The organism is Streptomyces sp. CA-278952 (assembly GCF_028747205.1).
GTDB lineage: Bacteria > Actinomycetota > Actinomycetes > Streptomycetales > Streptomycetaceae > Streptomyces.
The window spans coordinates 769878-796198 of record NZ_CP112880.1 but is presented as its reverse complement, the minus strand read 5'-3'; the positions used below and the strand labels follow the sequence as shown (position 1 = coordinate 796198).

The 26321-nt window shown below is 70.3% G+C and carries 26 protein-coding genes and 2 pseudogenes; 17 read left to right on the top strand and 11 right to left on the bottom strand.

Annotation, left to right across the window (positions count from 1 at the left end):
* The first annotated feature begins 18 nt into the window (after window positions 1-18).
* The 4 genes and pseudogenes from N7925_RS03395 (at window position 19) to N7925_RS03380 (ending at window position 2751) form a co-directional block, all read left to right on the top strand.
* Window positions 19-813, top strand: coding sequence for a DUF4231 domain-containing protein (locus N7925_RS03395; RefSeq protein WP_274342981.1), 795 nt, complete (start codon window positions 19-21; stop codon window positions 811-813).
* On the top strand, window positions 810-1256 hold the full coding sequence (locus N7925_RS03390; RefSeq protein ID WP_274342980.1) for a hypothetical protein: 447 nt from the start codon (window positions 810-812) through the stop codon (window positions 1254-1256). The genes N7925_RS03395 and N7925_RS03390 overlap by 4 nt, the downstream gene beginning before the upstream one ends.
* 437 nt (window positions 1257-1693) lie before the next feature.
* Window positions 1694-2047, top strand: a pseudogene (locus N7925_RS03385) (MBL fold metallo-hydrolase); the annotation flags it as partial.
* A gap of 239 nt (window positions 2048-2286) precedes the next feature.
* Window positions 2287-2751 (top strand): GNAT family N-acetyltransferase, encoded by a 465-nt coding sequence (locus N7925_RS03380; protein ID WP_274342979.1) that lies wholly within the window; start codon window positions 2287-2289, stop codon window positions 2749-2751.
* A 190-nt stretch (window positions 2752-2941) separates the two neighbouring features.
* Here N7925_RS03380 and N7925_RS03375 read toward each other — a convergent pair whose 3' ends face one another.
* The 3 genes and pseudogenes from N7925_RS03375 to N7925_RS03365 all read right to left on the bottom strand — a co-directional run.
* Window positions 2942-3703: a MerR family transcriptional regulator gene (locus N7925_RS03375; RefSeq protein ID WP_274342978.1), complete on the bottom strand. Its 762-nt coding sequence runs from the start codon at window positions 3701-3703 to the stop codon at window positions 2942-2944.
* A 145-nt stretch (window positions 3704-3848) separates the two neighbouring features.
* Window positions 3849-4346 carry a hypothetical protein gene (locus N7925_RS03370; protein ID WP_274342977.1) on the bottom strand — a complete coding sequence of 166 codons (498 nt, stop codon included), beginning with the start codon at window positions 4344-4346 and terminating at the stop codon, window positions 3849-3851.
* A gap of 130 nt (window positions 4347-4476) precedes the next feature.
* Window positions 4477-4791: pseudogene (locus N7925_RS03365) on the bottom strand (transposase); the annotation flags it as partial.
* A 297-nt stretch (window positions 4792-5088) separates the two neighbouring features.
* Between N7925_RS03365 and N7925_RS03360 the strand changes: the two are divergent.
* The 3 genes from N7925_RS03360 (at window position 5089) to N7925_RS03350 (ending at window position 6993) form a co-directional block, all read left to right on the top strand.
* The gene (locus tag N7925_RS03360) at window positions 5089-5529 is read left to right on the top strand and encodes a DUF3592 domain-containing protein (protein ID WP_274342976.1); all 441 of its coding nucleotides are present in this window, start codon (window positions 5089-5091) and stop codon (window positions 5527-5529) included.
* A gap of 420 nt (window positions 5530-5949) precedes the next feature.
* Window positions 5950-6423 carry a hypothetical protein gene (locus N7925_RS03355; RefSeq protein WP_274346390.1) on the top strand — a complete coding sequence of 158 codons (474 nt, stop codon included), beginning with the start codon at window positions 5950-5952 and terminating at the stop codon, window positions 6421-6423.
* Window positions 6424-6564: 141 nt separating this feature from the next.
* Window positions 6565-6993, top strand: a complete 429-nt coding sequence (locus tag N7925_RS03350; protein ID WP_274342975.1) for a pyridoxamine 5'-phosphate oxidase family protein — start codon at window positions 6565-6567, stop codon at window positions 6991-6993.
* A gap of 90 nt (window positions 6994-7083) precedes the next feature.
* On the opposite strand, the gene N7925_RS03345 is transcribed toward N7925_RS03350, so the two are convergent.
* Entirely contained in the window at window positions 7084-7863 is a 780-nt protein-coding gene (locus N7925_RS03345; RefSeq protein ID WP_265598016.1) for an SDR family NAD(P)-dependent oxidoreductase, read from the bottom strand.
* Window positions 7864-8022: 159 nt separating this feature from the next.
* Between N7925_RS03345 and N7925_RS03340 the strand changes: the two genes are divergently transcribed.
* Complete coding sequence (locus tag N7925_RS03340; protein ID WP_274342974.1) at window positions 8023-8514, top strand: nuclear transport factor 2 family protein; 492 nt, start codon at window positions 8023-8025, stop codon at window positions 8512-8514.
* 93 nt (window positions 8515-8607) lie between these two features.
* Here N7925_RS03340 and N7925_RS03335 read toward each other — a convergent pair whose 3' ends face one another.
* Window positions 8608-10053 (bottom strand): glyceraldehyde-3-phosphate dehydrogenase, encoded by a 1446-nt coding sequence (locus tag N7925_RS03335; RefSeq protein ID WP_265598014.1) that lies wholly within the window; start codon window positions 10051-10053, stop codon window positions 8608-8610.
* A gap of 423 nt (window positions 10054-10476) precedes the next feature.
* On the opposite strand from N7925_RS03335, the gene N7925_RS03330 reads away from it, so the two are divergent.
* From N7925_RS03330 to N7925_RS03310, 5 genes are read left to right on the top strand one after another with little or no spacing between them, the layout of a single operon-like run.
* Window positions 10477-12657: a sensor histidine kinase gene (locus N7925_RS03330; protein ID WP_274342973.1), complete on the top strand. Its 2181-nt coding sequence runs from the start codon at window positions 10477-10479 to the stop codon at window positions 12655-12657.
* Complete coding sequence (locus tag N7925_RS03325) at window positions 12654-13088, top strand: roadblock/LC7 domain-containing protein (protein WP_274342972.1); 435 nt, start codon at window positions 12654-12656, stop codon at window positions 13086-13088. Before N7925_RS03330 ends, N7925_RS03325 begins: the two co-directional genes overlap by 4 nt.
* A gap of 2 nt (window positions 13089-13090) precedes the next feature.
* Window positions 13091-13462 carry a DUF742 domain-containing protein gene (locus N7925_RS03320; protein ID WP_006128964.1) on the top strand — a complete coding sequence of 124 codons (372 nt, stop codon included), beginning with the start codon at window positions 13091-13093 and terminating at the stop codon, window positions 13460-13462.
* Window positions 13440-14063 (top strand): GTP-binding protein, encoded by a 624-nt coding sequence (locus tag N7925_RS03315; protein ID WP_265598011.1) that lies wholly within the window; start codon window positions 13440-13442, stop codon window positions 14061-14063. Before N7925_RS03320 ends, N7925_RS03315 begins: the two co-directional genes overlap by 23 nt.
* Window positions 14060-14644 (top strand): GAF domain-containing protein, encoded by a 585-nt coding sequence (locus N7925_RS03310; RefSeq protein ID WP_274342971.1) that lies wholly within the window; start codon window positions 14060-14062, stop codon window positions 14642-14644. Before N7925_RS03315 ends, N7925_RS03310 begins: the two co-directional genes overlap by 4 nt.
* Window positions 14645-14668: 24 nt before the next feature.
* On the opposite strand, the gene N7925_RS03305 is transcribed toward N7925_RS03310, so the two are convergent.
* Window positions 14669-15691, bottom strand: a complete 1023-nt coding sequence (locus N7925_RS03305) for a LacI family DNA-binding transcriptional regulator (RefSeq protein ID WP_331618192.1) — start codon at window positions 15689-15691, stop codon at window positions 14669-14671.
* A 256-nt stretch (window positions 15692-15947) separates the two neighbouring features.
* On the opposite strand from N7925_RS03305, the gene N7925_RS03300 reads away from it, so the two are divergent.
* From N7925_RS03300 to N7925_RS03290, 3 genes are read left to right on the top strand one after another with little or no spacing between them, the layout of a single operon-like run.
* A complete protein-coding gene (locus N7925_RS03300; protein WP_265598008.1) occupies window positions 15948-16811 on the top strand; it encodes an ABC transporter permease in 864 nt (287 codons plus the stop codon).
* Between the two features lie 26 nt (window positions 16812-16837).
* Complete coding sequence (locus N7925_RS03295) at window positions 16838-17860, top strand: ABC transporter substrate-binding protein (RefSeq protein WP_274342969.1); 1023 nt, start codon at window positions 16838-16840, stop codon at window positions 17858-17860.
* A complete protein-coding gene (locus N7925_RS03290; protein WP_265598006.1) occupies window positions 17857-18687 on the top strand; it encodes an ABC transporter ATP-binding protein in 831 nt (276 codons plus the stop codon). Before N7925_RS03295 ends, N7925_RS03290 begins: the two co-directional genes overlap by 4 nt.
* Window positions 18688-18799: 112 nt before the next feature.
* Here the strand turns inward: N7925_RS03290 and N7925_RS03285 are convergent, their stop codons facing one another.
* The 3 genes from N7925_RS03285 to N7925_RS03275 form a co-directional block, all read right to left on the bottom strand.
* The gene (locus N7925_RS03285; protein ID WP_265598005.1) at window positions 18800-19213 is read right to left on the bottom strand and encodes a hypothetical protein; all 414 of its coding nucleotides are present in this window, start codon (window positions 19211-19213) and stop codon (window positions 18800-18802) included.
* Between the two features lie 134 nt (window positions 19214-19347).
* On the bottom strand, window positions 19348-20220 hold the full coding sequence (locus N7925_RS03280; RefSeq protein ID WP_274342968.1) for a sugar phosphate isomerase/epimerase family protein: 873 nt from the start codon (window positions 20218-20220) through the stop codon (window positions 19348-19350).
* Between the two features lie 8 nt (window positions 20221-20228).
* A complete protein-coding gene (locus N7925_RS03275) occupies window positions 20229-23729 on the bottom strand; it encodes a ThuA domain-containing protein (RefSeq protein WP_274342967.1) in 3501 nt (1166 codons plus the stop codon).
* A gap of 224 nt (window positions 23730-23953) precedes the next feature.
* On the opposite strand from N7925_RS03275, the gene N7925_RS03270 reads away from it, so the two are divergent.
* On the top strand, window positions 23954-24364 hold the full coding sequence (locus N7925_RS03270; protein WP_274342966.1) for an MmcQ/YjbR family DNA-binding protein: 411 nt from the start codon (window positions 23954-23956) through the stop codon (window positions 24362-24364).
* Window positions 24365-24595: 231 nt separating this feature from the next.
* Here N7925_RS03270 and N7925_RS03265 read toward each other — a convergent pair whose 3' ends face one another.
* The gene (locus N7925_RS03265) at window positions 24596-25498 is read right to left on the bottom strand and encodes a transketolase family protein (protein ID WP_274342965.1); all 903 of its coding nucleotides are present in this window, start codon (window positions 25496-25498) and stop codon (window positions 24596-24598) included.
* An 80-nt stretch (window positions 25499-25578) separates the two neighbouring features.
* Window positions 25579-26289, bottom strand: a complete 711-nt coding sequence (locus N7925_RS03260; RefSeq protein WP_265598000.1) for a transketolase — start codon at window positions 26287-26289, stop codon at window positions 25579-25581.
* Window positions 26290-26321 lie beyond the last annotated feature (32 nt).

The following is a 26321-nucleotide window of genomic DNA, read 5'->3' as shown; positions in this document are numbered from 1 at the left end:
CATCCGGGGGAGAGTCTCTTGACGCCTGATCCGCACGAGGAGTATAGAGAAAAGTTCGCTGCGTTCAGCCTGAAGGAAGCTGACCTGAGGGCGGCTAAGGCGCTTCAAAGGATTGGCTGGCTAATCCTGTTAGGTTCGTTAACCCTGACGGGAATACTTGGATACACCGTAGTCGTCGGCCTCTGGAAAACGAACGATGGGGTCACTCGGTGGATCTCCCTGGCCATCGTCAACATCTTATGGATTGCATGCTCGTACTGGCTCTACAACAATCACAAAAACCTGGCTACAAAAGCGAGTTCCTTTCGTGATGCTCTGCAAAAGCGCCAGACAGCGGCCGCTCAACTTCCCCTCGACACGACCTCGGGCCTGCGTGTCTACCGGGAGGCCTCGCTCGATGTCATCGCCTCTTACCGCGCCCAGGCTAGCCGCAACAGGCGGGTATACAACCTATTCCAGCTGATCATTATCACTGGGTCAATTGTGGTGTCCACTCTCACGGCGATGAACGAAGGGTCCAACGCAGTCCTATCAGTATTCACCTCATCCTTGAGTGCACTGGTCGGAATCTCTGCCGGAGTCACCGGATACTTCAAATTTCGAGAGCGTGGCACCACCTCGCAGTCGACAGCAGACGACATCGAGAAGAATTACAACGCCAGCGGGTTCCAGCTCGGTGACTACCAAGGACTGGAGGAGGATCCTCGGCTCGTCCTCTATGCCGGAACGGTCGAAAGGATCAAAGAGGAGCAGCGTAAACGCGAAGTGCAGCTGGAGCAGAGCACTTCACACGACGAGCGATCAGCGCAATGAGCAGCGGCAGAGAGAGAACCGAACGGGAGCGGGCCGTATCGCTGACGACGGTCCGTTGGTTGCTGGCACCGCGCTGGCAGTGGCGCACCCGCCGGCTGCGGGCCGCCCATGGCCACACACTGTCCTACGAAGTTGCTTGGTGTCTTATCGCGCTTGCCAGCGACGTGGCCAACCTGCCCTACGTGCGGCGGCGCACCCGACCCGTCCCCAGCGTGCCGCCCGGGGTGATGGTCGATGTGTGGGCGCAGCTCGACTCGGCTGAACAGCAACGGCGCAGGGCCTGGCTGACCAGCCACGGCCGGACTCCACTGCACCTGCTGGGAATCCCGGAGGAACTGATCGAGCTGGCGGGCCTGCACCTCACCGAATGGTCCCTCCCGCCGGATGTGCCATCAATCTCGTTAGTGGTCCAGCAACGGTCCCGGCCGAGGAGGACGGACTGACTGGGAGAGGTGAGAGCGTGGGCACGCCAACCTTGCGGCCATGCGGTGCCCGGTCGAGGGGAGCTCGCCAGTCGAGCTCGCCTCGACCCCTGCTGATGTCGACGAGGGCGCTGATAGAGCGGGCCGTAAAGCGGATGGGCTCGATGGCCGGCCGAGGACACCAGCGGCACCGGGCCCAGTGGCGCGAGGCCCCGAGAACCCATCGACGCGAAGGTGCAGGGCAAGCAGCCACCGGAGCCTGCCGAGGAGAGTGGCCAGCATCCGGGAAGGGTTGTCGACCTGATGGCAGCGCTGAGCGTGAGCGCGCAGAAGGCCAAGGAGACCGCAGCGAGGACGACGGCGATCACCCCACGATCCACGAGATGAGGACCCTCAAGAACGCGGCAACGAGGAGGAAGTCGCCCGAAAATAAGCCGCTGTGGACTGAGAGAGTCAAGAATGACTTCTGGCCGGACATCCACATGACCCCCGCCGAAGGCATGCGCGCCCACCTGGACCTCCAGGGCGGCCGCCCGCACGGCGTACTGCTGCCGATCCACTGGGGCACCTTCAATCTGGCCCCGCACGCCTGGGCGGAACCGGGCGAGTGGACGAAGGACGCCGGCGAAGAGGCCGGGCAGTCGGTGGCGTTCCCCCGTCCGGGCAAACCGTTCGAGCCGGCGGGGAAGCTGCCGACCGCGGCCTGGTGGCGCGCGGTGTCCCAGCCGATCGCGCACCCGTGGCGGCGTCCGCGGGGCGCGGAGAGCGTAACCGAGACGAGCAGGGGTGACATGGACCTCGCGGGTGAGCGGTGGCGCCGGTCGCGGACGAGCGGGGAGAGACGCCCCATCCGGAGATCGTGGCAGATTCCCCCGCACCACTCTCCCGATGTGCTTCTTCGTGCTCCGACAGAGAGGCGGACGTTGCCTGACGCGGCACCACGTACCTCCCAAGGACCTCATAGGGCCTGCTCCTTGATCACGACTGCTACCTGGTCCGTGATGGACGATCGGATGCAGGGCGGACCTCTGTGAGCTGACAGCATGGCCACATGAGTGCAGTGGATCCGGGCGAGTTCGGTGTGCGCCGCGCGAGTGAGTCGGAGGCGGACACGCTGATCGGGATCGACACGATCGCGGTCGAAGGTAACGGCGAACGGCAGGCGAGTATCCGAAGGTGGTGCCGGCAGGGCCTGGCGGTCGTAGCGGAGGATGCGTATGGACCGCTCGGCTATTGCGTGGTTGAGTACACGTTTTTCGAACAGGGCTTCGTGACGATGCTGATGGTGACGCCCTCCGCCCGTGGCAGAGGCGTTGGCCATCGGTTGCTGAACGCCGCGGCAGCCTCATGCACCACACCGAAGCTGTTCACCTCGACCAACGTATCCAACCAGCCGATGCAGCGGCTGCTCCAACGAAACGGATGGAGCCCCGTCGGCCTTCTCCACGGACTCGATGAGGGGGACCCCGAGCTGTTCTACCTCTGTCGGCAGCACACCAGGACGATGCACCCGTGACCTGTTGCGCTCCCCAGCAGTGCCGTCGAGGTCGGGGAGCCGGTCGGCCCGGCCTCGAGCCCGCAACGGCGGCGCGGAGCGGTCTCGGTTTGGCCGGGGAGCGCTGACCACGCGCGGTGCGGACGCCTCCGTCCGCGCCGCTGATGGGTGAGGGCCGCCGCCGGCTCGTCCTGCGGCGGCCCCCTCGTGGTCAGGCGAGCCGGGAAGCGGCGTACGCCTCGATGGCGGCCCGCTGATATGCGGCCAGGCCCGGGGCGATGGCCTCGTACGCGGCGCGCCACTGCTCGTTGTCCACGCAGGAGCGCCCGATCGCGCGGAACTCGTCGGCGGACACCGGGTGCAGTGCCGTGAGTGCCCGGTACTGACCTTCGATCTCGGTCTGTACGGGCTCGGCGTCGGCCGGGGCGCCGGCGGCCATGTGCTCGGCCAGCCGGATCATCAGCGCCGTGCGCTCGCGCTGCCCGGCCTCGGTCTCCGCCGGGGTCATGGTGGCGGCCCGTCGGCCGGCCTCCTCGGCGAGGCCGGGAAAGTCGCGCAGGTTCTCCTCGTACCGGGAGGGCTGAACGCCCTCGAACAGGTTCTCCGGCCGGTTGATGGCGGTCATGGCGGTACCGTCCTTTCTGGACTGTTCCAGCTCGGCGATCGTGCGGGAGACGGTCGCGGCCAGGCTGTCCAGCCGGTCCCGTTCGGTGAGCAGCCGTCGACGGTGTCCGCGCAGGGCCTCCACCGTGTCCACCTGGTCGGCGAGGACCCTGCCGATCTCCGGCAGTCCGACGTCCAACGCCCGCAGCACGAGGATCTGCTGCAGCAGCAGGAGCTGGTGCTCCTCGTAGTAGCGGTGGCCGTTGGAGCCGATCCTGGCCGGTGGCAGCAGACCGATCTCGTCGTAGTGCCGCAGGGTCCGGGCGGTCACCCCCGACATCCGGGCGACCTCGGAGATCGGCCAGTCCATCGCCACGTCCTCACTCCCTAACGAGCGCCTCACGGGGCCGGTTCCTCCGGCCCTGGTCATGACCGTAGAAGCTGCCGCTGCGGCAACTGCAAGCTTGCGTCCGCGCCGGTCGGAAGACCGGCCCACCGGGGCGTGGCGGCCGGTTTCAGCACCGGCCCTCCTCGACGGTGATGGAGAGGCTCACCGTGATGTTCTCCAGCGCGGACTCGGGCTCCGGCGGCGACACGCCCAGACAGAACGTGGCGTCCACGTCCTTCGCCGTGACCTCGAACAGGTCGACGGACGGGTCCGCGTCCTCGTCGTAGGGATCGTTCGCTTCGTCGACGTACACGCTGCCGCCGGTCGAGGGGGCCTCGCCGCTCTCCTCCAGCGCGTCGCGGATCAGACGGTCGTAACCGCCGGTCCAGGTGCTGAAGGTGTGCCGCTCCGACTCCAGGTCCCGGACGGCCGTGTGCACGGCGTCGCGCAACTCGCCCTCGCTCCACGAAGAACTCGAGAAGAGGTAGTACATGCCCCCGGCCGCGAACAGCAGGGACCCGATGATGAGGGCCACGCCGATCGGATGGTGCGGGTTGTAGACATAGCGACTTGTTCCCCAGTTCGAGCGGACGAATATCGGCTCGTCGTCATGGTCCTTGCTCATGCGCGGGAGCCTAACCTCGAAGTTTCATGACGGTCCGCCGACGGAGTCGGTGGACCGTTCTCACGCTGTGGGCAGGTGGAGAACCCGCGTGCCGTCTCGGGGAGGCGCAGGGTTCCACTGCTCCGGTGTCGGTCAGGGCGAGCATCGGCATCCAGGCCAGCAGGTCGAGGGCGATCTGGACGATCTCCGGCCGGTTCCGGTTCCGGGCGGTGCGGTGCAGGGGCAGGTTGCGCAGGCCGGTGGCGCGGGCGTTTCGGATCCGGTCCTCGGCCCGGGCCCGCAGCCGGTGACGGAGTTCGAGTTCGGCGATCGGCCGCCCCGAGGTGTTGGTGGCACAACACGTCAGCCGCATGCCGTCCGCGTCGGTAAGCCGCAACTGGGCCCCGGGGTGCGGTCGTTCGTTTCTGACAACCAGCCGCATGCCCTTGGGCCGGCCGTCCAGGACGTCGTCGGCGCGGACGGCCCGCGGTTTGCGTCACGGAGCGAGAGCCTGGGATATGGCCTGGTCAAGGCCGATCTTGCGGACCGTTTCGACGAGCAGGACCGCCCCGGCCTGGGAGGCGACCTGTCGGCTGTCGTCCTGGACACGGACGCGAGGACAGGACCCGATACGCTTCTTCTTGGAAGCGTGCTTCCTTCTTCCCCATCCCGCCGACAAGGCCCTCAACATGCTCTACCGGTGCGGGCCAGAGCTGCTTCCCGCCCACTGCGAGCGGTCATCCACGCCTCGGGAGGCTTCGACATGGTGCACGCTTTAGCATTCGCGGCCATCGTGGCACTTTTTGGGCTTTCCTTCTTCGCGTACGTAGCCCTCCGGGCGCTGTTGGGTATTTTCATCGAGAAGGTACGACTCAGTGGACAAGGGGTGCGCACCCGAGGGACGTGTGTCGGATATACGAGCGGCCGTTATGGCAATGGTGTCGTTGTTACGTTTGCGGACGTCTCTGGCATGACGAATCGCATGGTTGCCAGTGGGTGGGAGGGCGTTCTGCCGGGAAAGGGCAGCAAGGTAGAGGTCGTCTACCTGCCGCAGAACCCGAAGGTAGCGGGGGTCTGGCCGGTTCGCGCACTCATTCCCAACGCCATCTATATGACGGTGGCGGTCCCGGTGCTTCTGGCGGCGGGCATGGCGTGCTTGTTGGCTATAGCCTGGATCGCCAGAACTGTGTGGTTCTCCGGCTGACCTCGACTCCGTAGTGGAGTTCCTCCCCCTGCGGCTGCGGTTGGGCAACGCTGCGGGTGGGCGCCGGGCGACCCCCGCTGAGACGATCTTCCTCGATCAATCGGAAGGCTGTTGGGGTTACGGGTATTCCGATGCTGACTGGCGACTGCCCGCTGCCATCAACGTTCAGCCCCTTACTGGGTAGCCTCTCCACAACCGCCGTCCCATGCGGACATGCACGTGCGATCCGACGCAGCGATGCACCTGAGAAGTGCTCCCCGACTCTGCGGTCGCAGCGTCCAAGGGCTGTCCCGTTCGGGTCATGCCGGGCCGGTCGCCGCCGGGCTACGGTCCTCGGGGCGGGCAGCGGCGATCTCGGCATGAACCCGACACCGCCCTCGGTGCAACGATCGGCGGCCGATGAGCGTCTCATCGGGTGTGATGGATCTTCCCGAGACCACGAGCCCCGTCGACCCCCAGGACGAGCACGAGGACGAGCGCGTGCGGTCCGGCCCGCTGTGGCGTCATGCGCTGTGGGCGGCGCTCGTCACCGCCGCCGGAGTGACGCTGGGGTGGCTGGGCGCCCTGTTCCGCATCGGCCCGGAGGAGTACGGCCTGCCGCCCGCCGCTCCGGGAGCGCTCTGGCGCTATCTGCTCGCCTGGGCCGTGATCGGCCTGGTGCTGGGCGCCATCCTGCGGTTCGTGGCGGCCAAGGTGCCGGTCTACTCCCCGTCGGAGGTCCTCCTCGGCACCGTCATGATCGGCACCCGGCTGTCCCTGGGCTGGCGGCCGGAGCCCCTCGAAGTCGCGGGCCTGGCCGCGGTCGCGCTGCTCCTGGTGGCCGTCTGGTGCGCCGTCGCCCTGCGTGGAGCGGCTGTCGTACGACGGTCCCAGGACGCTCCCGGCGTCTCCTAGGGTCCGCCACGAGGTGTCTCGCGGCGGGCCGCGGGGCGCCCCGTACGACACGCCGCGCGCTCCGGCGCCGGTGACGGGAGACACGCCCGGCGCGCGGGGCACACTGGGGCAGCCCCCCATCCCCGTACGAAGGAGCGTGCAGTGGCACTCACCCGTGAAGAGCGCGAACAGTTCCTCGCCGAACCCCATGTCGCCGCCCTGGCCGTCGCGTCGCGGGACAGCGACCGGGCCCCGCTCAGCGTTCCCATCTGGTACCAGTACGAGCCGGGTGGCGACGTGCGCATCCTCACCGGCCGCACCTCCCGCAAGGCCGAACTGATCGACGCGGCGGGCCGGTTCACGCTCCTGGTCGACCGGCTGGAGCCGACCATCCGCTACGTCTCGGTCGAGGGGCCCGTCGTCGACACCCGCCCCGCCACGCGCGCGGACCTGGAGGAGGTGTCGGCGCGCTACCTCGCGGCCGAGAAGGTCGCCGGTTACGTGGACTTCGCCTGGGAGAACCACGGCGAGCAGGTGGTGATCACCTTGCGCCCCGAGCGCTGGGTCAGTTCGGACCTCGGCCAGGTCTGAGCCTCGGCCGTGCGGCCCGCGCGGCGGGTTCTCCCGCCGGCCTCGCCCGGACGCACCTTCGGTACCTACTCGCGTTCGCCGGCGCCGATTTCACAGGGCGTGCCCGCCGGCTACTTGCAGCACCTGCCCGGTGATCCACCGCGCTTGGTGGGAGGCGAGGAACACGACGGCGTCGGCGATGTCCTCCGGCTCGCCCGCCCGCCCCAGGGGGATGGCCTGCCGGGCCCGGTCGATCAGCGCCGCGTCCATCCAGCCGGTCTGCACGGGCCCGGGCGCCACGGCGTTGACCCTGATCCCTGACCGTCCGAGGTCGAGTGCGGCAGCCCTGGTGAACGCCTCCAGTGCCGCCTTGGACGTGCCATAGCCGATCTGCCCGGGGAAGGCGCGCGCAGCATCGGTGGAGATGTTCACCACGCAGGGTGACCGGTCGGCGCGGGCACGGTGGGCGAGCGCGGCCGTGAGCAGCGCCGGAGCGGCGACATTGACCCGGTAGTGGCGCTCCAGACCGGCCGCGGTCAGCGCGTCGACGGTGTCCGGACTTTCGCAGTGGGCGGCGTTGTTGACCAGCACGTCAACGGGCCCGAGCCGGCCTTCGACCTCGTCGAACAGGCGATCCGCGGCGTCCGGGGCGGAAAGGTCGGCCGCGACGGTGATGGCGTCGCCCAGCTCCCGTACGAGATCCACCGCCTCCTCGGCCGGTGGAAGCGCGTGCTCCCAGCGCCTTCCCGGAGGAGGTGCCTGCTCCGGGACGTAGTGGTGCACGGCCACGCGGGCGCCCTCGGCGGCGAAGGCGCGACTGATCGCTCTGCCGATTCCTCCACTTCCCCCGGTCACGAGCACGATGTGTTCGGCGAGACGTGTATCGATCATTCCTCGAGCGTCGGGGACGCGTCGGCCCCTACGCAAGCCGTTTCGAACCCGATGTGTCCGGAGCGCGCTACGCCTGGCCGCTGACGGGGCCGCGTGACGCTTTCCGGGGCCGCCGAAAACAAGTCGTGTTTCCTCGGGGGGCGTTGGTAGGAAGGGGTTATGGAAGCCGATGCGCTGAATCCTCCGGAGCCCCTGGATCCCCTGGACCGTCTGATCGCCGAGCGAGCCTGTGAGCGGCTGGTCGTCGAGTTCGCCCGCACGCTCGATCTGGGTGAACCCGGCGACGTGGCAGAGCTGTTCACCCCCGACGGGGTCTGGGAATGGGCCGAGGGGGACCGGCGGATCGAGGGCCGGGACGCTCTGCGCGCCTACTTCGGCGGCCGTCCCGCCGACCGGCTCTCCCGCCGCCTGTGCACCAACATCCTGGTGAACCTGACGTCCGCGACATCGGCGAGCGCGAGCACGTACTTCACGACGTACCGCGTGGACGGTCATGCCGGCGGGATGCTCCCGCCGCGCCTTCCCGTCCAGGTCGGACACTACGAGGACACCTTCCGGAAGGTCGACGGACGGTGGCTCCTCGCCGAGCGGGCCACGTTCCTCGACTTCGGGGGCCCGACCGAACGGCTGGAGCCGGCCGCCCCGCGCTGAGGCGACCGTCCGCCCGCACCGCTCACCTGCCCGGTGCCCGGCAGGAGGCCTGCCGGGCACCGGGGCCGTACGCGCGCAAGAGCGGGCCGGGGGTCAGACCGCCGGCGCCGGGTACGTCGGGTACTCCACTCCGGAGACGTGCTGGACGACCCGGATGACCTGGCACGAGTAGCCGAACTCGTTGTCGTACCAGAGGTAGAGGATCGCGTTGTCGCCGTCGACCTTGGTGGCGCCCGCGTCGACGATCGAGGCGTGGCGCGAGCCGATGAAGTCGCTGGAGACCGCGTCGGGCGCGCTGATGAAGTCGATCTGGCGCTTGAGCGGTGAGGCCAGCGACACGTTGCGGAGGTAGTCGAGGACCTCTTCACGGGTGGTCTCGCGCTCCAGCCGCAGGCTGAGGATCGCGATCGAGACGTCCGGCACCGGGACGCGGATGGAGCTGCCGGTGATCGGGGCGTCGAGGTCGGGCAGCGCCTTCGCCACGGCCGAGGCGGCACCGGTCTCGGTGATGACCATGTTGAGCGCCGCCGAACGGCCACGGCGGTCCGAGCTGTGGTAATTGTCCAGCAGGTTCTGGTCGTTGGTGTACGAGTGGACGGTCTCCACGTGCCCGCGCAGCACGCCGTACTCGTCCGCCATCGCCTTCAGCGGCGGCACGATCGCGTTGGTCGTGCAGGACGCGCAGGACAGGATCCGCTCGTCCGGCTTGATCGTGTCGTGGTTGACGCCGTGCACGATGTTCGGGACGTCGCCCTTGCCCGGTGCGGTCAGAACGACCTTGGCGATGCCCGCCCGGAGGTGCTTGGAGAGGCCCTCGCGGTCGCGCCACCGGCCGGTGTTGTCGATCAGGATGGCGTCCTTGATGCCGTACGCCGTGTAGTCGACCGTCGTCGGGTCGTCGGAGTAGATCACCTGGATCTCGTTGCCGTTGGCGATGATCTTGCTGTTCGCCTCGTCGACGGTGATCGTGCCCTGGAACTGGCCGTGGATCGAGTCGCGTCGCAGCAGCGAGGCGCGCTTGACGATGTCCTGGCCGGAGCCCTTGCGGACGACGATGGCCCGCAGCCGCAGGCCGTTGCCCGAGCCGGCCTTCTCGATGAGCAGGCGGGCCAGGAGCCGGCCGATGCGGCCGAAGCCGTAGAGCACGACGTCACGCGAAGCACGGCGCTCGATCTTGTTGTCGCCCGTCGCCCCGGCGACGGCCTCGGCGGTGAACTCCTCGACGGAGAGTCCGCGCCCGTCGGCCCGGTAGGTCGCGGCCAGCATGCCTATGTCGATCTGGGAGGGGCCGAGGTCGAGCGTCGTCAGGGCCCGCAGGAACGGCATCGTCTCGGTGACCGAGAGCTCCTCGCCCGCGATCTGCCGGGCGAAGCGGTGCGTCTTGAGGATGCTGACCACCGACTTGTTCACCAGGGAGCGGCTGTGCAGCAGGACGTTGACGTCCTGCTCGCGGTGCAGCTTCCCGATGATCGGGATCATCGACTCCGCGATCTCCTCGCGGTGCATCCAGTTGGTGAACGAGTCGTCATTGACAGTCACAAGTTTATCTTTCGAGCTAGGCGGCGCTCATATGGTAACCGGCCGCGTTCTCGCCCCGTCGAGTGGTCCCCTACCTGCGGGTGAACCCCGCGCGGGCATCCGTCGGACGGCCCTGGCAGGCCTGAAGTGTCCAGCATGTGGGCAGCCTGTCGGTGCTCCGGTGCGAATCGGGGTCAAGGTGGCGCAATCGGGCGTGCGTGCGAGAGGTCATACCAGAGTGGGACGGATGGCGGGCAAGTTCGACAACTGCCCGTCGCGCATACGTCATTGACGACTACCGTGTGTGCCCGGTGATCAACGGTGGGCTCATAACGTTCGGGCCCGCCCGACCGATGACCCGCGCCTGACCGACCACCGTAGGGGCCACCGCATGGACGCCGGCACGACCGCCGACCCCCGGTGCCCCCTGTACCGAGGAAGCTGATGTCTCAACTTCGCGCACCCGACGCGCGACCGGACCGCCGTGAAGGCGGGCGGCACGGCCGCGCCGGCACGCGCGCCCACTCGGCCACGGCCCGGCCGCGCGCCGCAGGGCCTCCCCCCGACGCCCGCATACGGTCCCAGCTGCTGCGGACCGCACTGCTCCCCGCCATCGCCGCCGTGCTCAGCGGCGCCGCGGCCGTCATCTTCACCGTCCGGGCCGGAGCCGTCGACGCCTCGCCCAGCCTCTGGGCGGCGCTCGGCGGATCCGGCGCGCTCGCCGTCGCCGCCGTCGCGGCCGCCTACCTCGGCGCCAACCGCGTCGCGGGCCAGGTGCTCGACCGGGCCCTCGCGCTCCGGCGCGCCAGCGCCCAGGGCCAGGCCGAGCTGCGACGGGTGATGGAGCAGCTCCGCAACGGGGAAGCCGTCGCCGCCCGGCCACCCGCGCAGCCCCCCGCTCCCGGAGCCGACGCCTTCGACCTGCTCGGACAGGAGATGGCGCGGGCCCAGGAAGCCGCCCTCGCCGCCGTCGTCCAGGCGTCCCAGCTCTTCAGCAGCACCGGCAACGACCAGAAAGTCGAGGTCTTCGTCAACCTCGCGCGACGGCTGCAATCCCTCGTCCACCGCGAGATCCAGATCCTCGACGAGCTGGAGCACGAGGTCGAGGACCCCGACCTCCTCAAGGGCCTCTTCCACGTCGACCATCTCGCCACCCGGATCCGCCGCCACGCGGAGAACCTCGCCGTGCTCGGCGGGGCCGTCTCCCGGCGGCAGTGGAGCAACCCGGTCACCATGACCGAGGTGCTCCGCTCGGCCATCGCCGAGGTCGAGCATTACCCCCGGGTCAAGCTGGTCCCGCCGATGGAGGGCACCCTGCGCGGCCACGCCGTCGCCGACGTGATCCACCTACTGGCCGAGCTGGTCGAGAACGCCACGGTGTTCTCCGCCCCGCACACCCAGGTCCTGCTGCGCGTCCAGCACGTCACGGCCGGCCTCGCCCTGGAGGTGGAGGACCGCGGCCTGGGAATGCCGGACCACGAGCAGAAGCGGATGAACGCCCTGCTCTCCGACCCCGACCAGGTCAACGTCGCCCACCTGCTCCAGGACGGCCGGATCGGCCTGTTCGTCGTCTCGGCCCTGGCCCGCCGCCACGGCATCGCCGTCCGCCTCCAGAGCAACATCTACGGCGGTACGCAGGCGGTGCTGGTACTCCCGCAGTCGCTGCTCGGGACCGACCCCGACGCCCCCCGGTCGCCCGACGCCGTGCCCGTACCGCCCCCCGGCGCCGTGCACCGGCCGCCGGTCGAGGCCCAGGCTCCCGCAGCCGCCCCACCGCAGAGCGGTACGGCCCGGCCTTCGCATCCGGCCCGGACGTCCACGGGCGGGTCGCACCAGAGGCCCGGCCAAGGCCACAACGGCAGCCCGCGGTCGTCGGCGGGCGATCCCCCGCAGAACGGCCGCCCGCAACGGCCCGAGGGCGACGCCCCACCCCTCCCGCTGCGCGCCGAACGCGTCGACCGCCCCACTCCGCACGCCTCCCCGCCCGAGCACGCCTCCCCGCCCGAGCACGACGGCCGGCCCGCCCCGGCGGCCGCCCAGGAGCGCGACGACCGTCCGGCTCCGTCCCGCTCCCGGCCCGAACTGCCCAAGCGGACGAACCAGGAGTCCCTCGTCCCGCAGTTGCGCGAACCACCCGCCCCGCGCGTCGAGGACGAGCACGCCACGCACGACCCGGGTCTCATGGCGGCCTTCCGGCGCGGCGTCGATCTCGCCGAGGCCCGGACCGCCCAGGAAGAGAGCTCCGACGGCGGATACGGGGGCCCCGGCGGCACGGGGACCGGGGGGCAGACCGCCCTCGACGCCCCGCTGGAGTCCCTCTCGCCCCTTCCCGTACGCGGAGCCCCCGCCCCGACCGACCTCTCCGCCCCGACCGACCTCCCGGGCCCGGCCGGGGCGTCGCGGCCGGACCACGTACTGCCCGCGGCCGGCCTGCCCGTGCCGGACAGCTACCCGCCCGACGCGTACCCGCACGACGGCCCCGCGTACCGGCGCGGCACCCACGCCGGGAGCGCCCACGACCGCGGGCCGGGCGAGCCCGGAGCGTTCGCGGCCGACCCCTTCCTGCCGGGCCGGGTTGTCCCGGAACCCCGGAAAGACGCCACCTTCAAGGAGCAGACACCATGACGACCGAAATGCCGTCCGGTCAGGTCTCGGACCTGGACTGGCTGCTGAGCGGACTGGTCCAACGCGTGCCCTACACACGCAGCGCGGTCCTGCTCTCCGCCGACGGGCTGGTGAAATCCGTGCACGGCATGGACCCCGACAGCGCCGACCACATGGCGGCCCTGGCCGCCGGCCTCTACTCGCTGGGCCGCAGTGCCGGGGCCCGCTTCGGCGACAACGGGGACGTACGGCAGGTGGTCGTCGAGCTGGACTCCACGCTCCTGTTCGTCTCCACCGCCGGATCCGGCACCTGTCTCGCCGTCCTCTCGGGACGCGAGGCGGACGCCGCGGTGCTCGGCTACGAGATGGCGATGCTGGTCAAGAGCGTCCGCCCCTATCTGACGACCCCGCCCCGGCAGCCGACCGGGTCGCCGTTCACCCCGGGGCACTGAGGATGCCGGCCCCGCAGGACGGGCCCCTGCTCGACGACGCGGCCGGCCGGCTGATCCGCCCGTACACGATCAGCAACGGCCGCACCCGGCCGTCCACCGCGTTCGACCTGCTGTCCCTGATCATGGCCACGGGCATCGAGCCGGACATTCCGCTCGGCCCGGAGCACACCGTGGCCCTCGGCATGTGCGAAGGGCCGATGTCCGTCGCCGAGATCGCCGCACACCTCCGGCTGCCCGCGGTCGTCGCCAAGGTCATCCTCTCCGACCTGGTCGCCTGCGGCGCGGTCACCGCGCACGCTCCCGCCTTCCATGACATGCCCACCGACCGATCCCTGCTGGAGGCAGTGCTCGATGGTTTACGACGACAGCTCTGACCGCACCCGAACCTCCGATTTCTTCCCCGTGGCACTGAAAGTCCTGGTCGCCGGTGGATTCGGGGTCGGCAAAACGACGTTCGTGGGCGCGGTCAGCGAGATCGCCCCGCTGTCCACCGAGGAACTGCTGACCCAGGTCAGCGTGGGGACGGACGATCTGGAGGGCGTCGAGTCCAAGACGGCCACCACCGTCGCCATGGACTTCGGCCGCATCACCCTCTCCGAGCAGCACGTGCTCTACCTGTTCGGCACACCGGGCCAGGAACGTTTCTGGTTCATGTGGGACGAACTCTCCCAGGGCGCGCTCGGGGCCGTGGTGCTGGCCGACACCCGGCGCCTGGCCGAATGCTTCGCCGCCGTGGACTTCTTCGAACGGCGCGGCATCGGTTTCATCGTCGCCGTCAACGAGTTCGACGGCGCCTACCGCTACGAGCCGGACGAGGTCCGCGCCGCGCTCGACCTCGGGCCCGAGGTGCCCGTCGTCCTGTGCGACGCCCGGATCGGCAGCTCCGGCACGGGCGCCCTCGTCACCCTCGTACAACACCTCATCAACGCCACCACGGCGCCCGCCCCACTGCAGACCTTCGGAGCCCACCCGTGACATCCTTCGCCACCGGCCGGATGCTCCTGACACCCACCGACCGGCACGGCCCGGCCCGTGCGCAGCGGCTGCGCAAGCTGGATCTCGGCGAACGCCCCGACGCCTCCTACGACAACTTCGACGCCTTCGCCGACAAGGTGGCCGAAGTCACCGCCACCCCCTTCTCGATGGTCAACTTCATCGACGAGAACCGGCAGTTCTTCGCGGGGCTGCACACCCCGGCGGGCAACCGGGGCGGCCAGGACCTCGGTTCGGCGGCGGCGGGCAGCAACCGCAGCAGCCGGTACCTGGCCCGCGACCACGGCTACTGCCCGCACGTCCTCGTCCGGCGCAAGGCCCTCGTCCTGGACGACGTCTGCGACTACCCGCGCTTCGCGGGCAATCCGGTGGTGGACGACATAGGCATCCGCTCCTACCTCGGGGCGCCGCTGATCGACCGCACCGGCATCGCGCTGGGCACCGTCTGTGCCGTCGACACCGTGCCGCGCCCCTGGGGCCGGGCCGGGCTCGACACCATCAAGTCGCTCGCCCATGAACTCGTCCGCCAGATCGACGACCGGGAGGGCCACCACCCCCTCTGACCCGCCCCGCAGGTGGTGCCGTGCTCAACTCCCGGGCGGAGCGCCGGTGCTGCCCCGCAGGACCACGTTCCCCTCGATCCGCAGCACCCGGGAACGCCCCGTCGCCGACGGTGTCCGCAACGCGAGGGCGATCACCTGCTCGCCCATCTCCGTGAGCGGCAGCGCCACCGTGGTCAGCGGCGGCGACACCTCGCGTACGACGGGGATGTCGTCGAACCCCGCGAGCGACATGTCCTCCGGGACGCGTACGCCGGCCTCCCGCAGCGCGGCGAGCGCGCCGACGGCCATCACGTCGGTCACCGCGAACACGCAGGTCGGCCGCGAGCCCCCGGAGGCCAGCAGCTGTCGTGCCGCCGCGTGTCCGCCCTCCCGGGTGAACGCGCCCCGCACCACCCGCTCCAGGGTGATGCCCGCCCTCGCGAGCCCCTCGCGAAACCCTGCCAACCGGTCGGCCACCGTGGTCAGTTCGCCAGGCCCGCTCAGCACCGCGAACTCCCGGTGCCCCAGCGCCACCAGCGAGGCCGCGAGCGCCGCCGCCCCGGCCCGGTTCTCCGGCTGCACGGTGTCCACCCGCAAGCTCCGGTGCCGGCTGACCACCGCGACCCGCCCGCCCGCCCGGACGTACGGCTCCAGCTCCGCGTCCATCGCCCGCTCCCAGGCCCGGTCCTGGAAGCCGGAGCCGATCAGCAGGATGGCCCGGGCCCGCTGGGCGCGCAGCATCGAGACGTACGCGATCTCCCGGGCGGGTTCGCGGAAGGTGGAGGCCAGCATCACCAGCAGGTCCTGATCGGCGGCCGCGCGCATCACTCCACTGGCGATGCCCGCGAAGTAGGGGTCGCCGACGTCGTGGCAGATCAGCCCAACCGTACGGTTGCCCTCGGGGCTGGCGAGGGCCTGGGCGTGGGCGTTGGGGATGTAGCCGAGGAGATCGGCCGCCGCGCGGACCCGCTCCCGCAGGTCGTCGCGGACCCGGGTGGTGCCGTTCAGCGCCCGGGACGCGGTGGCGAGCGAGACGCCCGCCTCGCGCGCCACCGCGTCGAGCGTCACATGGGCGGCGGGGGCCCGGCGTCGCGTATCGGGGTGGACCGGTGTTTCCCGTTCACTCAACTCGACCCCCAGGGGTGCGGTGGTGGCAGGGCCCCGAAACTTCGGGACGACCTCTTGACCGTGCGAGGGAGCAGTCATTAGCGTGGCGGCACCCTACCAGAAAGCGCTTTCTGAAAGCGCCTTCACGGGATGGGCCCGCAGCATCGCACCCTTGCACAGGTCTCCACAACTGCCCCCGAAGTCCAGGGAGTTCATCGTGAGCCAGAGCGCATTGGCCAAGCGCCCCGCCGATGTGGCGGGGGTCGCCCGCAGGGACGGCCCCACGACCGGGGAACGGCTCGCCCGAGCGGCGGAGCAGAGCTGGCGGCCTCTCACCCTGCTGCTGGCCGCCCTGGTGGTCTGGTGGGCGATCGCGGCGGCCGAGCTGATCGAGCCCTATCTCGTGCCGTCGCCCGGCGCCACGCTCGACGTCCTGACCTCGAAGACCGGGTACCTCTGGCAGCACACCTGGGTGACGACGTACGAGACGCTCCTCGGCTTCGTCATCGCGGTCGCCGTCGGTGTGCTCGCCGCGGTGGTGATGGTCTACTCCTCGACGGTGGAGCGCACGCTCTACCCGATCCTGCTCTTCGCCCAGGTTGTGCCGAAGATCGCCATCGCGCCGCTGTTCGTGGTGTGGCTCGGGTTCGGCATCGCCCCCAAGATCCTCATCGCCGTCCTCATCGCCTTCTTCCCCGTGGTGATCTCGATGGTCACCGGACTCAAGGCGGTCGACCCCGAGATGCTCCAACTGTCCGCCACCATGGGGGCGAAGCCCTGGCAGACCTTCGTGAAGATCCGGTTCCCGGCCTCCCTGCCCCACCTGTTCTCCGGACTCAAGGTGGCCGTCACCCTCGCGGTGACCGGTGCGGTCGTCGGCGAGTTCGTCGGGGCGAACGAAGGGCTCGGTTACGTCATCCTCCAGGCCAACGGCAACCTCGACACCCCGATGCTCTTCGCGGGGCTGCTGGTGATGTCGCTGATCGGCGTCGTGCTGTTCGTCATCGTCGAGATCGCCGAGAAGCTGCTCCTGCCGTGGCACGCCAGCCGGCGTGAGTCCTCGGCCACCACCTCGTTCTGAATCCCCGTCGCGAGAAGGGCCAGCCCATGCATGCGCGCAGACTCCTGATCGGTGTCGTACCCCTCGCCCTGGTGGCCGCCACCGCCTGCGGCGGCGATGACGCGTCGACCAGTACCAGTGACTCCGGCAAGAAGCTGGACAAGGTCACGCTGACCCTGAACTGGTATCCGTACGGCGAACACGCGCCGTTCTACTACGGCAAGCAGCAGAAGATCTTCGAGAAGCACGGCATCGACCTGGACATCCGGGCGGGCCAGGGCTCCCAGAAGACGGTCCAGGCGACGGCCGCCGGGCAGAGTGACTTCGGCTGGGCCGACACCCCGGCCCTGCTCGCGGGCGTCGACCAGGGCGTCCAGGTGAAGAGCCTCGGCGTCTTCCTCCAGACCACCCCCGCCTCCGTGCAGTCCTTCGACGCCAAGGGCATCGGCGGGCCGGCCGACCTGAAGGGGCGGACGATCGCCGGGACGGCCGGGGACGCGCTGTCCAAGACCTTCCCGATCTTCCTGAAGAAGAACGGCCTGGGGGAATCGGACGTCACCGTCCAGAACACCGACCCGGCGGGCAAGATCGCCGCGGTGATCTCGGGGAAGACCGACGGGCTGCTCGGCTACGCGAGCGACCAGGGCCCGATCATGCAGGACAAGGCCAAGAAGCCGGTCTCCTACATCCGGTTCTCCGAGCACGGGCTCAACTTCTACTCCAACGGGCTGCTCGCCGGGCAGAAGCTCCTCACCTCGAAGCCGGAGGTGGCGGAGCGCATGGTGGAGGCGGTCAGCGAGGCGTGGGCGGCTGCCGAGAAGGCGCCCGAGCCGGCCGTGGCGGCGATGGAAGGAGCCTCCGAGCAACTGCCGCCGAAGGCCGTGCTGTCCGAGCAGTTCGCGACGACGTTGACCCTGCTCCACACGGCGGCCACCGAGGGCAAGGCGCCGGGCGTCAACACCGAGGCGGACTGGCAGCAGACCATCGACGTGTTCGCCGAGGCCGGCATGGTCACGAAGCCGAAGACCGTGGCGGAGTACTGGGACACCGATAAGGCGCTGAAGGGATGACGATGCAGAAGCAGCAGACGACGCCTCGCGCCGGGTCGGCCGGCGGGGCGGGCCCGGCGGCGGCGGTCCGGCTCGCGGACGTGTCGGTCCGCTTCCGCGGCAAGAAGCGCGACGTCACCGCGATCGGCGATGTGTCGCTGGACGTGGCGCCGGGGGAGTTCGTCGCCATCGTGGGGCCGTCCGGGTGCGGCAAGTCCACCCTCCTCAAGCTGGTGGCCGGCCTGCTCACCGCCTCCTCGGGGGAGGTCCTCCTCGGCGGCGAGCGCGTCACCGGGCCCCGGCACGACATCGGTTACGTCTTCCAGCGGGCGGCCCTGCTGGAATGGCGCTCGGCGCTGCGCAACATCCTGCTCCAGGCGGAGATCCGCCACATGGAGCCGGCGGTGGCGCGCGGCAGGGCGGACGACCTGATCCGGATGACCGGACTGACCGGATTCGAGGACGCCTATCCGCACGAACTCTCCGGCGGTATGCAGCAACGCGTCGCTCTCTGCCGGGCGTTGCTCCACGAACCGCCGGTCCTCCTGATGGACGAGCCGTTCGGCGCGCTCGACGCCCTCACCCGCGAGCAGATGAACACCGAGCTGAACCGGATCTGGCGGACCACCGGCACCACGGTCCTGCTGGTCACCCACTCCATCTCGGAGGCCGTCTACCTGGCCGACCGGGTCGTGGTGATGAGCCCGCGCCCCGGCACCGTCACGGAGATCATCGAGGTGGGCCTGCCCGCCGAGCGCGACTACAGCGAGACGTTGGGCCGCCCGGAGTTCCGCGCCGCGGCGGCGCACATCCGGGATCTGCTGGGCGCGGTGTCCGCACAGGACTGAGGGCAGCCCGAGGGGCGGCAGAAGGCGGGAGAACGGTACGTGCCGGGCAGGCCTCCTGCCCGGCACGGCCGCGTCACGGGTGCCGGGGTGCGTCGCTCCCTCCGGACACGCCCTACGGCTGCCGCACCGCTTCGGCCGCGATGCCCGCCGCGCGGAGTCTCTGCGCCAGCAGTTCCATCTCGGGCCCGGTGCCGTGGTGGCCGCCGTCGAGTATCAGCTCCAGCAGCGCCCGCGCCTGGGGGAGCGTCCGCCCGCCGTCGGCCCGCAGTGCGCGGAGGACCGGCAGGCGGCGGACAGGGGCTTCCGCAAGGACCAATCGGGCTGCGCCGTGCTCGGCGAGCATGCGGGCACGCAGGTGGTCGGGAAGTTCGCCGTCGCACACCAGCACCGTCGAGTCGCAGCGGGAGCACTGGTGCTCCTCGTCCCACCACAGGCGGTCGTCCATCACGGCCTGCGTACCCGAACAGCGCAGATCCGCCCCGCAGGTGTCACAGGCGGCCGACCACACGACCGTGGCGATGTCCATATCGGCACCCCTCCCGGTAAAGGGACTCCGTTCCGTCGAGGAGGCTCAGTATGGTCGCTCGTGGTGCCGGACCCACAACGCGGCCCCGGGTGCGCCGAACCGCGCCCCCGGGGCCGGACCTCCCGTACCGTCGCTCAGTAGCGCAGCCGGGACAGATACCGGTAACTGGCCCGCGCCGAGGCGAACGGGTCGGCCGGGGCGTCGTGCTCCACCAGCCACTGCTTGACCCCGCCCTGCCGCGCGGTGTCGAACATGGCCGGGAAGTCCAGGACCCCCGACCCGACGTCAGCGAAGTCCCCGTTCGGAGCCATGTCCTTCACATGGAGGGCGGGGAAGCGGCCCCGGTGCCGGACGAACAGTTCCTCCGGGTCGGATGAGCCGCCCTTGGCCGCCCAGTACACGTCCAGCTCGAAGCCGACCAGCTCCGGATCGGTCTCGTCCAGCAGGATGTCGTACAGGCTGACGCCGTCCACCACCTCATGATCGCCGCCGTGATTGTGGTACAGCAGCTTCAGCCCGGACTCCCGGGCGGTACGACCCGCCCGGTTGAACTGCCGTGCCACCTCCCGGTATCCGTCCGGCGAGTGCAGCGCACCCGGCAGGCTCGGCACCACGATCCACTTGCCGCCCAGCGTATGGACGTCCTCCAGCGCCTGCGGCAGCCCGGAGCCGGTCACGATGTCGTAGCCGACGTGCTCCAGCACGGCCTTGAGCCGGGTGCGGTCCAGCATCTGCCGTATCGCGGCGGGGGAGTTGCCGTGTCGGCCGCTGACGCCGACCGTCGCGTACCCGATCTCCGCGAGCTGCTCCAGCGTCCCCGCGAAGTCGGCCGCGAGTGGCGTCCGCATGGTGTACAGATGCATCCCGATCCCCGACGGGGGGATGCGCCGGCAGCCCCGTCGGCCGGTCGCGGCGGCCGGGGCCGCGCCGAGCCCGACGGCGGCCGCCGCCCCCAACGCCGTACCGAGAAAGGCTCTTCGGGCTCCGTTCGCGTGCTGCGTTCCCATGGGACTCCTCACTTCACGTCGATGCGGACGGCGCCGGTGCTCGTGTCGCCCTTGTCGTCGGTGACCGTCAGACGCGCGGTGTAGGCGCCCTTGCGGTCGTAGGTGTGCTTCGCCGTCGCGCCCTCGGGTCCGGACGGCTTCGCGTTGTCGCCGAAGTCCCAGTGGTACGAGGCGATCGTGCGGCCCTGAGCGGGCTTGACCGTGCTGCTCAGCGACACGGCGAGGGGAGCGGTGCCGGACGCGGGCCCGGCCTTCACCGTCACTTTGGTCCCGGCCTTCTTCTCCACGCCCGGACCGTTGAAGTGCAGCCAGTCGACCGAGAGCAGATCGGCCGTGCCGGGACCCCAGTCAGGGTTGGTGAACACGGCGTACAGCGTGGTCGTGCCGCCCGGGTTCTTGAGCTTCGCCGTCGGAGAGATCAGCTTCTCGTAGCCGCCGGTGTTCGGGATCTTCACCGAGCCCAGCAACGCGCCGGTGGGGGAGCCGGCCCGGAACTCCACCGTGCCACCGAGCCCGCCGGAGGACGCGCCGACCGTCACGGAGCCGACGCCCGTGAGGTTCACCGGTTCAAAGGCGATCCAGTCGCCGTTCTCGATCTCGGTCAGCCGCTTCCCGCCGGACGCGTCGGCCCGACTGCCGATGTCCGCACCGCCGTTCGCGCCACCCGTCGCCGTACGGTGCTCGGCCTCGCGGAAGGAGGTCCGCAGGGTCAGCGAGGCGGATCCGGTCAGCGCCGGGGCGTCGGGAGCGCCCTCGTCCTCGTACTGGGCGGTGATCCCGTAGTAGAGGTTCTGTCCCGGACCGTGGCTGTCCCCGGCGTCCGTGATGATCTCGCCCGTGCAGCCGGTGTAGTTGTCCAGCGGATGCAGATGGGTGTCATGGCCGAGCTGCGACTGCACCACGACCCGCGAGCAGTCGATCCCGCCGCTCCGGCCGTCCTCCTCGTCGGTCACCTTCACCGTGAACGGGATCGTGTCCCCGAAGCCGAACATCCCTCCGTCCGGAGGCTGTTGGATCGTCACCTCCGGCCGGGTGTTGCCCACCGTGATGTCCCGCACCGCGAGTGCTGTCAGCTCGTCGGGGCCGGTCACCGTCAGCCGCGCGGTGTGCAGCCCCTTGGCGGTGTACGTGTGCGTGGGGTCGGCCTCGGTCGAGTCCGTGGTGCCGTCACCGTCGAAGTCCCAGGCATAACGGACCGGTTGATCGCCGGGCAGGCCCGAGCCCGCGCTGGAGAACGTCACGGTCAGCGGGTCCGTTCCGCTGTCCCGGTCGACGGAGATCTTGGCGTCGGGCAGCCGGCCGTCGCCGACGTAGTCGATCCGGTAGATGCCCGCGCCCTCGTTGCTGCCGCCCCGGCCGGTGCCGCTGCCGAGGCCGAAGTCGATGACGTACATCGCTCCGTCAGGACCGAAGTCCGCGTCGAAGGGCTGGTTCCACTCCATGTCCTCGAAGATGCCGTTGATCGACTGGAGGTCCCCCGCCTTCACGGGGGCGAACCGGGGATCGGCGAAGGTCTGGTCCTCGCTCTGGAACGAGAACGTCTTGAACCAGCGCCGGGTCAGCTCGTAGGTGAATGCCTTCCCTTCGAAGTACTCCGGGAATTTGGTGCGGTAGGCGTTGTCCGGGTCGTAGTCGTAGACCGGGCCGCCCATCGGGCCACCCCCGCCGGTGCCCACCTCCGGGAACTCGGCCGAGGCCGAGTAGGCGTACCAGACCGTGGCGGGCTGGGCCGGCGGCAGTTCTCGCAGCCCGGTGTTGTTCGGCGAGTCGTTCACCAGCGCCCCGCAGTCGAACTTCGGACCGGACGTTTTCGTCGCGAAGTCGTAGTCGTTGAACGGGGTGTTGTTCCCGACGCAGTACGGCCAGCCGAAGTTCCCCGCCTTGGTGATACGGGTGTACTCGACCGTGCCCTCCGGGCCCCGGTCCGCCTTCGCCTCGCGGGCGTCGGGTCCGTAGTCCGCGACCATCAGGGCCCCGCTCAGCGGATCGGTGGTGATCCGGAACGGGTTGCGCATGCCCATGGCGTAGATCTCGGACCGTGTCTTCTCCCTTCCCGGGGCGAAGAGGTTCCCCTCGGGGACGGAGTACGTCCCGTCGTCCTCGGGAGTGATCCGCAGGATCTTGCCGCGCAGGTCGTTGGTGTTGCCCGCGGTCATCTGCGCGTCCCAGGCGCGGCGGCCCTCGCCCTCGTCGATCGGGGTGAAACCGTCCGAGGCGAACGGGTCGGTGTTGTCGCCGGTCGCCGCGTAAAGGTTGCCGTCCTTGTCGAAGGCGAGGGAACCGGCCATGTGCGAGTTGGCCCGGCCCTCGCCGCGCAGCGTCGGCACGGTCAGCAGCCGCTTCTCGGACGCCGGGTCGACGGTGTTGCCGTCCGCGGTGAAACGGGACAGGTTCAGCCGCTTCTCGACCTTGTCGGAGTACAGCAGATAGAGCCAGTTGTTCTCCGCGAAGCCGGGGTCGAGCGTCAGCCCCAGCAGGCCGTCCGACTGGCTGGTCATCTCCGGCGTGTACGCGAAGTCCAGTGCGGTGGAGACCTTCATCGTCTCCTGGTCGATCACCTTCAGCTTCCCCGTCCGCTGCGCGAAGAAGACGCGGCGGTCGGGGGCTACGGCCAGCTCGAACGGGTCGGCCAGATCACTCGTGGCGAGTGGGGTCCGCTGGAACGAACCCGTGCGCGTCGCGGTGCAGTCGCCCTCCGCCGCGCCGGCCGCCCACTGGATGCCGCCGAGGAGGTGCTGGACGAACCCCTCCTCCTCGAAGGACGCCTTGTCGTGTCCGCCCGCCGTGAACCACGAGCGGCCCCCGTCGTAGTTCTGGCACCAGGAGAACGGGTGGTCCACGCCCTCGTCCAGCCCGTCGATCCCGTCGCGGACCTTGATCTGGGCGAGGGTGTGCACCTTGGACGTGGGGTTGGCGCGCCAGTTGTACCACTCCTCCTGGCGCTCCCAGAGGTCGGGAAGGTGTTGCGTCGAGGGGTGCGTGTGGTCGAGGACCTTGATCCGGCCGGTCTGGGGGACGGGGTGCTTGTCGAAGATCGCGCCGACCAGCCCTTCGTACCACTCCCAGTCGCGTTCGCTGGCGGACGCGGAGTGCAGGCCGACCCAGCCGCCGCCCGCCCGGATGTACCGCTGGAGAGCGGCCCGCTCCTCGGCGTCGAGCAAGTCACCCGTCTCCGGGGTGGAGTTGGTGTTGTTGAAGACGACCGCCTGGAACCGGCCGAGGTCGGCGTCGTTGAAGACCGAGGAGTCGGCCGTGGCCTCCACCTCGAAGCCGTGCTCGGCTCCGAGCTTCCGCACCGCCTCGATCCCGGCGGGGATCGAGGGGTGGTCGGAGTTGGTGACCTCGGAGTAGACGAGCACCCGGTACGAAGCGGCAGCCTGTGCGCTGGGCGGCGACGCCACCAGCAGGGCGAGGACCAGCGCCAGGAGCGAGGTGACGGCGATGAGGGGGGAGGGGCCGCCGGGGGATCGGCCGACGCGTCCGGCCCGGCGTAACGAACGGTGTCTCATGAGGCGCTCCCTGTGCGGTAGATGCCGACTGTGGGGTGGGTTAGAAAGCGCTTTCTGAAGTACGCCGTTCAGAGTAGGTTCCGCTCTCCGACGGGGTCAATGGGTCTGCGTGGCCCACCGTGCCGGGCGGGGCGTGGGGCCCGGTCGCGCGTGGATGTCGGTGCCGGGCGATACGGTCGAATCCCGGCGACAAGCCGCCGGGCCCCTCGAAACGGAGGTCCGGGATGACCGCCGACGCCGCGATCACCGCCGCCGATGTCCGCTCGGCCGCGCTCACCCTGCCCGGCACCACGGAGAAGCTCGCCTGGGGGCAGCCCACCTTCCGGGTGGGGGGCAAAATCTTCGCCTCGCTCGGCGACGACGAGACCGCGATGGGCGTGAAGTGCCCCCGGGAGGACCGTGCCGAGCTGATCGCCGCCGAGCCGGAGAAGTTCTTCATCCGTGAGGGGCACGACGACCACTACGCCTGGATGCGCGTCCGGCTGTCCGCCCTGGAGGGCACGGAAGAGCTGGCCGCCATCCTCGCCGACTCCTGGCGGCAGGTCGCCCCGCGCCGACTGGTGACGGCGCACCCGGAGCTGGACGTGTCGGGGGATGGGAAGGCGGGGGAGCGCGAGGGTGCGGGGGAGGGGTGAGCGCGGCGGGCGGCCGGTAGCGGGTGCGGCCGGGGGTGTGCGGGCCGCGTCGGTGGCGTGGGCCGGGCCGGCGGGGCGGGGGCGCGGGGCGGGCCGATGGGGTGGGCTTGCCTGCCGGCCGGGGTGACGGGGTGCGCGGATCGCGTGGGCGTGTCTGCCTTGGCCGGGCCGACGGGGCGGGCGGGGCCAGCGGGTCGGGTGGGTGGGCCCTGCGGGTCCAGGCCGTGCGGATCAGGGGTGCAGGAATCCGGTGATCCGCTTCCGCAGGCCCTGCGGGTCCAGGCCGTGCGCCGCGAGGTGCTCCTCCAGCTGCCCGTACCGACGCAGCTCGGCGCGGCCCACCCCCAGCCCGAGCACCCGGTGGGGCAGGTCGATCAGCGCTTCGCCCGCCGCGGTGGCGGAGGTGCCCGCCAGATACGGCTCCACGATCACCACGTCCGCGGTCGTGGCCGCACCGGCGGCCCGGCGCACCCCCGCCGCGTCGAACGGCCGCACGGTCGTCGCGTACAGCACGGTGACGTCCAGCCCCTCGGTGGCGGCGAGGACGTTGTCGAGCATGGGGCCGACCGCGATCACGGTCCCGCGCCGCCCTTCGCGGACCACGGTGAACCCGGCCGTGCCGCTCACGGGCAGTGCCTCCCGGTTCGCCTGGAGCGAGAGGCGTACGTACACCCGGTCGTCGCCGGCGACGGACCCCCGCAGCAGAGCCTCGGCCTCGTCCGGGTGGCCCGGCACATGCACGGTCCAGCCGTCGAGCGTGTCCAGGAGGGCCACGTCACCGGGGGACATGTGCGTGAAGCCCCCGGCGGGCCAGTCGTACGAGCCGCCGGCGCTCACCAGGATCCCGCCCACCCCCTGGTGCCCGAAGTCCAGCTTGACCTGCTCGAACGGTCGCTCGACCAGGAAGCTGGCGAAGGTGTGCACGATCGGCCGCATTCCCGTCAGCGCCATCCCCGCACCGGCCCCGACCAGCAGTTGCTCCCGGATTCCGACGTTGATCACCCGGTCCGGGTGGGCGCGCCGGGCCGGGGCGAAGCCGTCGGCGCTGATGTCGGCGAGCACGACGGCCAGCCGGGGCTCCTCGTCCAGGAGTCGCGAAGCGGTGCTGATGAATCGGTCACGCATGGTGTCCATGAAGGGGTCCTCCCGGGGGCTCCGCTGTGCGAAGCGGCGGTGGTGGTGCGGTGGTGGTCGTACGGGGTCGGTCGGTGCGGTCAGCTCTTGGGTTCGACGCGGGCGACGACGGCCAGCGGTCTGCCCGGGTGGGGTGTGGTGAACGCCGTGTACAGGTCTTCGTGGTCGCGACCGTCAACGGTCACCGCCGCCCACCCGGCGGACGCGAAGCGGGAAGCGATCCCGCCGGGCCAGCCGTGGGTGGCGGACGCGTTGTCGATCACCAGTGTGTGGAGTTGTTCGAGCCCGGCCGGGCCCGCGTGGGCGATGGCCTCGTGGTTGCTGCCCTCGTCCAGCTCGGCGTCGCCGATCAGGACCCATACCCGGGGGTCGGTGAGGCCCTGGGCGCGCAGCCCGAGCACCGTTCCGACGGCGAGCGGCAGCCCGTGCCCCAGGGACCCGCTGCCGATCTCCGCCCCCGGCACCAGCAGCCGGTCCGGATGGTGGCCGAGCGGCGAGTCGTACGCTCCGAAGCCGGGCAGCAGCTCCTCGTCGAAGAAGCCGTGCGCGGCGAGGACGGCGTAGTACGCCATCGGCCCGTGCCCCTTGGACAGCAGGAAGCGGTCCCGCCCGGGGGCGTCGGCCGTGTCCGGTGTGACGCGGAGCACCCTGTCGTAGAGCACCCACAGGGCGTCGAGCGTGGAATGGGCGGCGGGGGCGTGCTTCTCGGCGCCGGTCATCAGGGCGATCAGGCGGTCGAGGTCATGGAATGCGCGGGGGCCGCGTACCGTCGCGGCGGTCGTGTTCGTCATGACACCGAGCGTTCAACATCAACCGCGGTTGA

Excerpts from the sequence above, each read along its gene's own strand:
- N7925_RS03390 (WP_274342980.1), top strand. The coding sequence starts at position 810 with ATGAGCAGCGGCAGAGAGAGAACCGAACGGGAGCGGGCCGTATCGCTG.
- N7925_RS03380 (WP_274342979.1), top strand. The coding sequence starts at position 2,287 with ATGAGTGCAGTGGATCCGGGCGAGTTCGGTGTGCGCCGCGCGAGTGAG.
- N7925_RS03375 (WP_274342978.1), bottom strand. The coding sequence starts at position 3,703 with ATGGACTGGCCGATCTCCGAGGTCGCCCGGATGTCGGGGGTGACCGCC.
- N7925_RS03370 (WP_274342977.1), bottom strand. The coding sequence starts at position 4,346 with ATGAGCAAGGACCATGACGACGAGCCGATATTCGTCCGCTCGAACTGG.
- N7925_RS03360 (WP_274342976.1), top strand. The coding sequence starts at position 5,089 with ATGGTGCACGCTTTAGCATTCGCGGCCATCGTGGCACTTTTTGGGCTT.
- N7925_RS03355 (WP_274346390.1), top strand. The coding sequence starts at position 5,950 with ATGGATCTTCCCGAGACCACGAGCCCCGTCGACCCCCAGGACGAGCAC.
- N7925_RS03345 (WP_265598016.1), bottom strand. The coding sequence starts at position 7,863 with ATGATCGATACACGTCTCGCCGAACACATCGTGCTCGTGACCGGGGGA.
- N7925_RS03340 (WP_274342974.1), top strand. The coding sequence starts at position 8,023 with ATGGAAGCCGATGCGCTGAATCCTCCGGAGCCCCTGGATCCCCTGGAC.
- N7925_RS03330 (WP_274342973.1), top strand. The coding sequence starts at position 10,477 with ATGTCTCAACTTCGCGCACCCGACGCGCGACCGGACCGCCGTGAAGGC.
- N7925_RS03325 (WP_274342972.1), top strand. The coding sequence starts at position 12,654 with ATGACGACCGAAATGCCGTCCGGTCAGGTCTCGGACCTGGACTGGCTG.
- N7925_RS03320 (WP_006128964.1), top strand. The coding sequence starts at position 13,091 with ATGCCGGCCCCGCAGGACGGGCCCCTGCTCGACGACGCGGCCGGCCGG.
- N7925_RS03315 (WP_265598011.1), top strand. The coding sequence starts at position 13,440 with ATGGTTTACGACGACAGCTCTGACCGCACCCGAACCTCCGATTTCTTC.
- N7925_RS03295 (WP_274342969.1), top strand. The coding sequence starts at position 16,838 with ATGCATGCGCGCAGACTCCTGATCGGTGTCGTACCCCTCGCCCTGGTG.
- N7925_RS03290 (WP_265598006.1), top strand. The coding sequence starts at position 17,857 with ATGACGATGCAGAAGCAGCAGACGACGCCTCGCGCCGGGTCGGCCGGC.
- N7925_RS03285 (WP_265598005.1), bottom strand. The coding sequence starts at position 19,213 with ATGGACATCGCCACGGTCGTGTGGTCGGCCGCCTGTGACACCTGCGGG.
- N7925_RS03280 (WP_274342968.1), bottom strand. The coding sequence starts at position 20,220 with ATGGGAACGCAGCACGCGAACGGAGCCCGAAGAGCCTTTCTCGGTACG.
- N7925_RS03275 (WP_274342967.1), bottom strand. The coding sequence starts at position 23,729 with ATGAGACACCGTTCGTTACGCCGGGCCGGACGCGTCGGCCGATCCCCC.
- N7925_RS03270 (WP_274342966.1), top strand. The coding sequence starts at position 23,954 with ATGACCGCCGACGCCGCGATCACCGCCGCCGATGTCCGCTCGGCCGCG.
- N7925_RS03265 (WP_274342965.1), bottom strand. The coding sequence starts at position 25,498 with ATGGACACCATGCGTGACCGATTCATCAGCACCGCTTCGCGACTCCTG.
- N7925_RS03260 (WP_265598000.1), bottom strand. The coding sequence starts at position 26,289 with ATGACGAACACGACCGCCGCGACGGTACGCGGCCCCCGCGCATTCCAT.